This window comes from Streptomyces sp. 150FB, from assembly GCF_000818195.1.
Classification (GTDB): domain Bacteria; phylum Actinomycetota; class Actinomycetes; order Streptomycetales; family Streptomycetaceae; genus Streptomyces.
This window is the reverse complement of record NZ_JTHL01000001.1, coordinates 9,426,850-9,433,300: the sequence shown is the minus strand read 5'-3', so window position 1 is coordinate 9,433,300 and position 6,451 is coordinate 9,426,850. Positions and strand designations below refer to the sequence as shown.

The window sequence follows — 6,451 nt, the reverse complement described above, 5'->3', positions numbered from 1 at the left end:
ACGCCCGCCAGCAGCGCGGCGACCACGCCCACCGCCGTCCCGAGCGTGGGCGTGGCCCACACCGCGACCCGCCGCTCCCCCGCGATCCGGCCGGCGAGCGACCCGGCCGCCACGGCCAGTTGGGAATGGGTGAGAGTGCGGTCGCCGAACTGGAGCGCCGGCAGCGCGGAACCGGCGGCGAGGGCGGGGAAGAGAGGAGGCACGCGTCGTTCTCCTTGTGTTCGTGCGGTCCGGGCGGGTCGTCATCCGAAGCCTGGCACCACCAGCGCGAGCCAGACCACAGCGGGTACCGCGACCACCACGATCCCCCCGTACGTCATCAACTGCCGGAAGAAACGCTCACGGTCCACGTCGGGAGCCGCCGCCAGGACCAGCGCGCCGTTGGTGGAGAAGGGGCTGACGTCGACGACGGTCGCGGAGACGGCGAGCGCGGTGACCATCCCGATCGCCCCGATCTCGCCCTGTGCGAGGAACGGCACGGCGAGCGGGATGAGCGCGCCCATGATGCCGACGGAGGAGGCGAAGGCCGAGATGAGCGCGCCGATGTAGCAGAGCAGTACGGCGGCGAGGAGCGGGACGCCGATATTGCCGACGGCCTGGCCCGCGTAGTCGATCGTGCCCATCTTCTCCAGTACGCCGACATAGGTGAGTACCCCGCAGATCAGCAGCACGGTGGGCCAGGCGATCTCTCCGACGGCCCGGCGGCTGGTGGTGGGCCAGAAGACGCTGAGCAGGACGGCGAGGGTGAGGGAGGAGAGACCGGCGTCGAGGTCGAAGCCCAGGACGGCGACCACGAGGGCGACGAGCGCGGCGAGGGTCGCGATACGGGCGGTGGTGAGCCGGGTGTCCACCTCCGTACCCGCCGGTGTTTCGCTGTCCTCCGCGCCGCCGGACGTTTCGCCGGCAGTCGCCTCACCGGCTGGGTCGTCGCCGGTGCCGGGCCCCCGCCCACCGAGTTTGAGGCCGCCGAGCACCACGAAAACGATCGCGGCGATGACGAGGTTGACCACCAGGGAGCCCAGGAACAGCGTGAGTTCGCTGCCGGGGAGCTTCTCGCGCTCCACGATCCCGTTGACGATCGAGCCGTAGATGCTGATGGGTGAGAAGCCGCCGGCCTGGGCTCCGTGCACGACCATGGCGCCCATCAGCAGGGGGCTGATCCCGTACCGTACGGCGAAGCTCAGCGCGACCGGCGCGACGATCGCCACCGCGGCGGGGGACAGCGCGCCGATGGCGGTCAGTGCTCCGGTGATCGCGAACATCACCCAGGGGATCAGCGCGATCCGCCCGCGTACCAGCCGGATCGCGCCGTGGACGAGCCAGTCCGTCGTGCCGTTGGCGCGGGCGATCGCGAAGAGATAGGTGACGCCCACCAGCACCACGAACAGGTCGCCGGGGAAGCCGGCGAAGATGCCGTCGGCGTCGAGTCCCGCGACCAGTTCGCCGACCCCGAAGGCGGCGGCGAAGGCGAGTGCGCCCATGTTGACCGAGCGGGTGGTGGCGATCACGAAGACGGCCACCAGTACGAGGATCGAGATCAGTTCGGGTGACATCGCGGGGCTCCCGTCCCTGGGTCCCGGTGAGATCGCCCCGCCGGGACAAGTGGCCGAGTGGCTGAACCACTTTGGCGGCGGGCCGTTCGGAGCGTCAAGGCATCGGACGAGAATTGGCTCAGCCACTTGGCCGCCGGTGTTAGGCTGCCCCTGACCGGAGTTGACAGGAATTAGTAGGGATTGGGGGCCTGAATGTCCGACTCACTACGGCCGATGACACGGCCGCGGTTGTACGAACAGGTCCTCGACCGGCTGCGCGCGTATGTCGTCGAGGCGGGCCTCGGCGTCGGTGACCGGCTGCCGCCCGAACGCGAACTGGCCCAGCGGCTCGGTGTCAGCCGGGCCTCCGTCAAGCAGGCGATCGTCGTCCTGGAGGTGCAGGGGCTCGTCGAGGTACGGCACGGCGGCGGCAGCTATCTGACGAGGGACAGTCTCGAAGTGGAGCCGGTGGAGCGGCTCGTGGAGCGCAGGCGGCGGCTGCCCGACGTACTGGAGGCGCGCGAGGCGCTGGAGACCAAGAACGCCGAGCTGGCCGCCGAGCGCCGCACCGAGGAGGACCTGACCGCGCTGCGCGCCGCGCTCGACCACATGGCCGGGGAGATCGACGCCGGCGGGCACGGCGTCGAGGGTGACCGGCGCTTCCACGCGGCCGTGACGGCGGCGGCGCACAGTGGTCTGCTGGCGGACTTCATGCGGTCCATCTCCGAGCAGATCGCCGAGAGCCGTACGGAGTCGCTGCGCCAGCCGGGCCGTCCCGCGCGATCGCTGGCGCAGCACCGCGCGATCCTCGAAGCGATCGAGTCGGGGCGCGGCAGGGCGGCGGCGGCCGCGATGCGGCGCCATGTGCGGACGGTGGCCAAGGTGCGGCTGCTGGACTGGGATCCGGACGGCGGGAGCGGCGAGGACGCCTGACGTCCGTCCGCGCCGTACGGTCTCCGCCGAAGCCACCATATGACCGGAACCCCGGCCACCGTCTATCGTGAACCGGTGCCGACAGCAGACGAACTCATTGGCCCGGCCGCGGTCGCCGGCCTGATCGACAGCCTCTCCGAGGCCGCTCCTGGCCTCGCGCTGCCCGCCCTGCGCGCCGCCGCCACCTCGCTGGAGGGTGCGGGGCTGCGCCAGCGGAACGACGCGCTCCGGGACGCGCTCCTCGCCGATCTGCCCGCGTCGTACGGCGACTTCGAGCAGGTGGTGCGGGCCGCCCTCAAGGACCCGGGGTTCACCGGCTGGATGATCTGGCCGGTCACCGAAGCAGCGGCGGCGCGTGCGCTGGAATCCCCCGATCCGGCTGCCTTCGAGCACGTACTCGCGCTGCTCGCCGACCTCACGCCCCGGCTCACCGCGGAGTTCGCCCTGCGGCAGCTCCTGAACGCCGACCTCGACCGCGCGCTGGCCGTCGTCACCCCGTGGACGGCCCATCCGGACGAGCACGTACGACGGCTGGCGAGCGAGGGCACCCGGCCCCGGCTGCCCTGGGCGGTAAGGGTCCGGCCGCTGGCCGACCGGCCCGAGGCGACCCTCCCGATCCTCGACGCGCTGTACCGGGACCCCTCCGACTACGTCAGGCGCTCGGTGGCCAACCACCTCAACGACCTCAGCCACACCAGCCCCGAGGTCGCAGTGCGCACCGCGACCACCTGGGCGGCCGCGCCCGACGCCCGTACGCAGAAGGTGATACGGCACGCGATGCGCACCCTCGTGAAGAAGGGGCATCCCGAGGCGCTCGCCCTGCTGGGGTTCGCGCCCCCTGCCTCGCTCGTGGTGAGCGGGCCCGTGCTGGACTCGGCGGCCGTGTCCGTCGGGGGCGAGCTGCTCTTCGAGGTCACGCTGACGAACGGCTCGGCCGCCGAGACCCGGCTCGCGATCGACTACGTGATCCACTACCGCAAGGCCAACGGCAGTACGGCCCCCAAGGTCTTCAAGCTGACGACGCGCACCCTCGCGCCGGGCCAGACGTCCGTCATCAGCCGGCGGCACTCGTTCAAGGTCATCACCACCCGGACCTTCCACCCCGGCGAGCACGCCGTCGAGATCCAGGTGAACGGCGTCAGCCAGGGCTCGGCGCCGTTCACGCTGACGACGCGCGCGTGAACGGGCCGGGCCGTTCGGTCCTCGTCAGTTGAGGGTGTCCGGGTCGGGACCCGTACGCAGGCCGCGGTCGAGCGCGGCCAGTGCCTCCATGTCGCCGGCGGTCAGCTCGAAGCCGAACACATCGATGTTCTCGCGGATCCGCTCCGGGGTGACGGACTTGGGGATCACGACGTTCCCGAACTGAAGGTGCCAGCGCAGGACGACCTGGGCGGGCGACTTCCCGTGCCGCCGGGCGATCGCGGCGATCGTGTCCTCCTGGAGCAACTGGCCGTGGGCGAGCGGGCTCCAGGCCTCGGTGACGACGGAGTTGCGGGCGTGGAAGTCCCGTAGCTCCGCCTGCTGGAGGCCGGGGTGCAGCTCTATCTGGTTGACGGCTGGCACCGTACCGCCCTCGTCCAGCAGCCGCTGGAGGTGCGCGGGCTGGAAGTTGGAGACCCCGATGGTGCGGGTACGGCCGTCGGCCAGCAGCTTCTCCAACGCGCGCCAGGTCTCGGCGTAGAGGTCACGTGCGGGGGCCGGCCAGTGGATGAGGTAGAGGTCCACCTGGTCCAGGCCCAGCTTGGCCAGGGAGGTGTCGAACGCGGTGAGGGTCGCGTCGTACCCCTGGTCGGCGTTCCACAGCTTGGTGGTGATGAACAGCTCGTGGCGGGGCACGCCCGAGGCGGCGAGCGCGCGGCCGACACCCGCCTCGTTGCCGTAGACGGCGGCGGTGTCGATGCTGCGGTAGCCGGCTTCGAGGGCGGTCAGGACCGCGCCGGTGGTCTGCTCGTCGTCGACCTGGAAGACGCCGAAGCCGAGCTGGGGAATCTGGACGCCGTTGTTGAGGACGACGTTGGGCACGGAACTCATCGTTCACCTTTTCCTTGGGGGGATGTGTGTGTGCGAGGGGGTGAGCTGACAGCCCGTCAGGAACGGGCCCCGGCGGCCGGTTTGTGCTCCTCGGCGGCCCCTGCGATCTCCGAGGTGGCGGCCACGCGGCTGCCCACGGGGGTACGGCGCTCCAGCGCGCTGGAGACGACAGCGAGCACGAGTGCCGCGGCGGCGAGCCCCGCGCCCACCCAGTTGGGCGCCGTATAGCCGTATCCGGCGGAGATGACGAGACCGCCCAGCCAGGCGGCGAGCGCGTTGCCGAGGTTGAACGCGCCGATGTTGACGGCGGAGGCCAGGGTGGGCGCTGCCGACGCCTGGTCGAGGACGCGCTTCTGGAGCGGGGGTACGGTCGCGAAGCCCAGCGCGCCGATCAGTGTGATCGTGACGGCCGCCGCGACCTTGTCGTGGGCCGTGAGCGTGAACAGCGCCAGGACCAGCGCGAGCGCTCCGAGGGACACCATGAGCAGGGGCATCAGATGCCGGTCGGCGAGCCTGCCGCCGACGAGGTTCCCGCCGACCATGCCGAGCCCGAAGAGCACGAGAAGCCAGGTCACCGAGGAGCCCGCGAAACCGGCGGTGCCCGTCATCATCGGCGTGAGATAGGTGACCGCCGCGAAGACGCCGCCGAAGCCGAGCACGGTCATCGCCATGGCGAGCAGGACCTGTACGTTGCGGAAGGCCGCGAGTTCGTGGCGCAGCCGCACGCCCTCGGCCCTCGGCTGCTCGGGGACCAGCCTGGCGACGCCGGCCAGCCCCACGACACCGAGGCCGGCGACCACGAGGAAGGTCGTCCGCCAGCCCGCGCTCTGGCCGATGAAGGTGCCGAGCGGCACGCCGACGACATTGGCGAGGGTCAGTCCGGTGAACATCATGGCGATGGCTCCGGCCCGCTTGTGCGGTGCGACCAGACCTGCGGCGACCACCGAGCCGATGCCGAAGAACGCTCCGTGGGCGAGGGAGGCGACCACACGCCCGGTGAGCATCAGGCCGAAGGCCGGCGCGAGCGCGGAGAGCACGTTGCCCGCGATGAAGAACCCCATCAGGAGCATCAGCATCCGCTTACGCGGGATCCGGGTGCCGAGGACGGTCATCACCGGTGCGCCGAAGACGACTCCGAGGGCGTAGCCGGACACCAGCAGTCCGCCGGTGGGGATCGAGACGCCGTAGGTGTGGGCGACCTCGGGGAGCAGCCCGATGATCACGAACTCGGTCGTGCCGATGCCGAATGCCCCGATGGCCAGCGCGAGCAGCGCGAGTGGCATGGGATTCACCTTCCAAGGAGATTGCAGGGGCCCTTAACGAGCGCCGACAATACTTGCACACGCGGCTTAATTGCAAGCGCGCTATATTGCACGCGTGCTCTATCCTTGGGGAACCTCGTACCGGCCCGCAGCCACCTCTCCCGCAGGAGCCAGCCATGACAGCCACGGACCCCGCGCTCACCCGCCTCGCCCAGGGCTGGCGCGCCCTCTCACGGCTGCACGACAGGATCGAGGCGCACATCGAGCGCGCCCTCCAGGGCGAGCACGGCATCAGCGTCCGCGAGTTCACCCTGCTCGACGTCCTCAGCCGGCAGCACGACGGCGAGGGAGGCCATCTCCAGATGCATCAGGTGGCCGACGCCGTCGTACTCAGCCAGAGCGCCACGACGCGGCTGGTCACCCGGCTGGAGGACCGCGGTCTGCTCACGCGCTATCTCTGTCCGACCGACCGCCGGGGTATCTACACCAACGTCAGCGAGACGGGACTGGAACTGGTCACCAGGGCCAGGCCGACCAACGACAGGGCGCTGCGGGAAGCCCTCGACGAGGCGACCGGGAGCCCCGAACTGGCGCCGCTGGTCAGGGCGGTCGAATCACTGGAAGCAACCGTCTGACCTCCGGCCGTCCGGCCTCCGTCGGAACACACAGGAGCGGGGCGGTCCCCATGGGGAC

Annotated in this window: 6 protein-coding genes and 1 pseudogene; 3 read left to right on the top strand and 4 right to left on the bottom strand. The window is 70.9% G+C overall.

Annotated elements, in window-relative coordinates; genetic code table 11:
- Together QR77_RS40325 and QR77_RS40320 are read right to left on the bottom strand one after the other, a co-directional pair.
- Positions 1-203 (bottom strand): annotated as a pseudogene (locus tag QR77_RS40325) (acyl-CoA synthetase); the annotation flags it as partial.
- Between the two features lie 39 nt (positions 204-242).
- Positions 243-1,553 (bottom strand): SLC13 family permease, encoded by a 1,311-nt coding sequence (locus QR77_RS40320; RefSeq protein WP_040026862.1) that lies wholly within the window; start codon positions 1,551-1,553, stop codon positions 243-245.
- A gap of 192 nt (positions 1,554-1,745) precedes the next feature.
- On the opposite strand from QR77_RS40320, the gene QR77_RS40315 reads away from it, so the two are divergent.
- Both QR77_RS40315 and QR77_RS40310 read left to right on the top strand, forming a co-directional pair.
- On the top strand, positions 1,746-2,465 hold the full coding sequence (locus QR77_RS40315; protein WP_040026861.1) for a FadR/GntR family transcriptional regulator: 720 nt from the start codon (positions 1,746-1,748) through the stop codon (positions 2,463-2,465).
- 75 nt (positions 2,466-2,540) lie between these two features.
- Positions 2,541-3,647: a DNA alkylation repair protein gene (locus tag QR77_RS40310; RefSeq protein ID WP_040029520.1), complete on the top strand. Its 1,107-nt coding sequence runs from the start codon at positions 2,541-2,543 to the stop codon at positions 3,645-3,647.
- Between the two features lie 24 nt (positions 3,648-3,671).
- Here the strand turns inward: QR77_RS40310 and QR77_RS40305 are convergent, their stop codons facing one another.
- Together QR77_RS40305 and QR77_RS40300 are read right to left on the bottom strand one after the other, a co-directional pair.
- Positions 3,672-4,496 carry an aldo/keto reductase gene (locus QR77_RS40305; RefSeq protein WP_040026859.1) on the bottom strand — a complete coding sequence of 275 codons (825 nt, stop codon included), beginning with the start codon at positions 4,494-4,496 and terminating at the stop codon, positions 3,672-3,674.
- Positions 4,497-4,552: 56 nt separating this feature from the next.
- Entirely contained in the window at positions 4,553-5,779 is a 1,227-nt protein-coding gene (locus QR77_RS40300) for an MFS transporter (RefSeq protein WP_040026858.1), read from the bottom strand.
- Between the two features lie 155 nt (positions 5,780-5,934).
- Between QR77_RS40300 and QR77_RS40295 the strand changes: the two genes are divergently transcribed.
- A complete protein-coding gene (locus QR77_RS40295; RefSeq protein WP_040026857.1) occupies positions 5,935-6,393 on the top strand; it encodes a MarR family transcriptional regulator in 459 nt (152 codons plus the stop codon).
- The last annotated feature ends 58 nt before the right edge of the window (positions 6,394-6,451 follow it).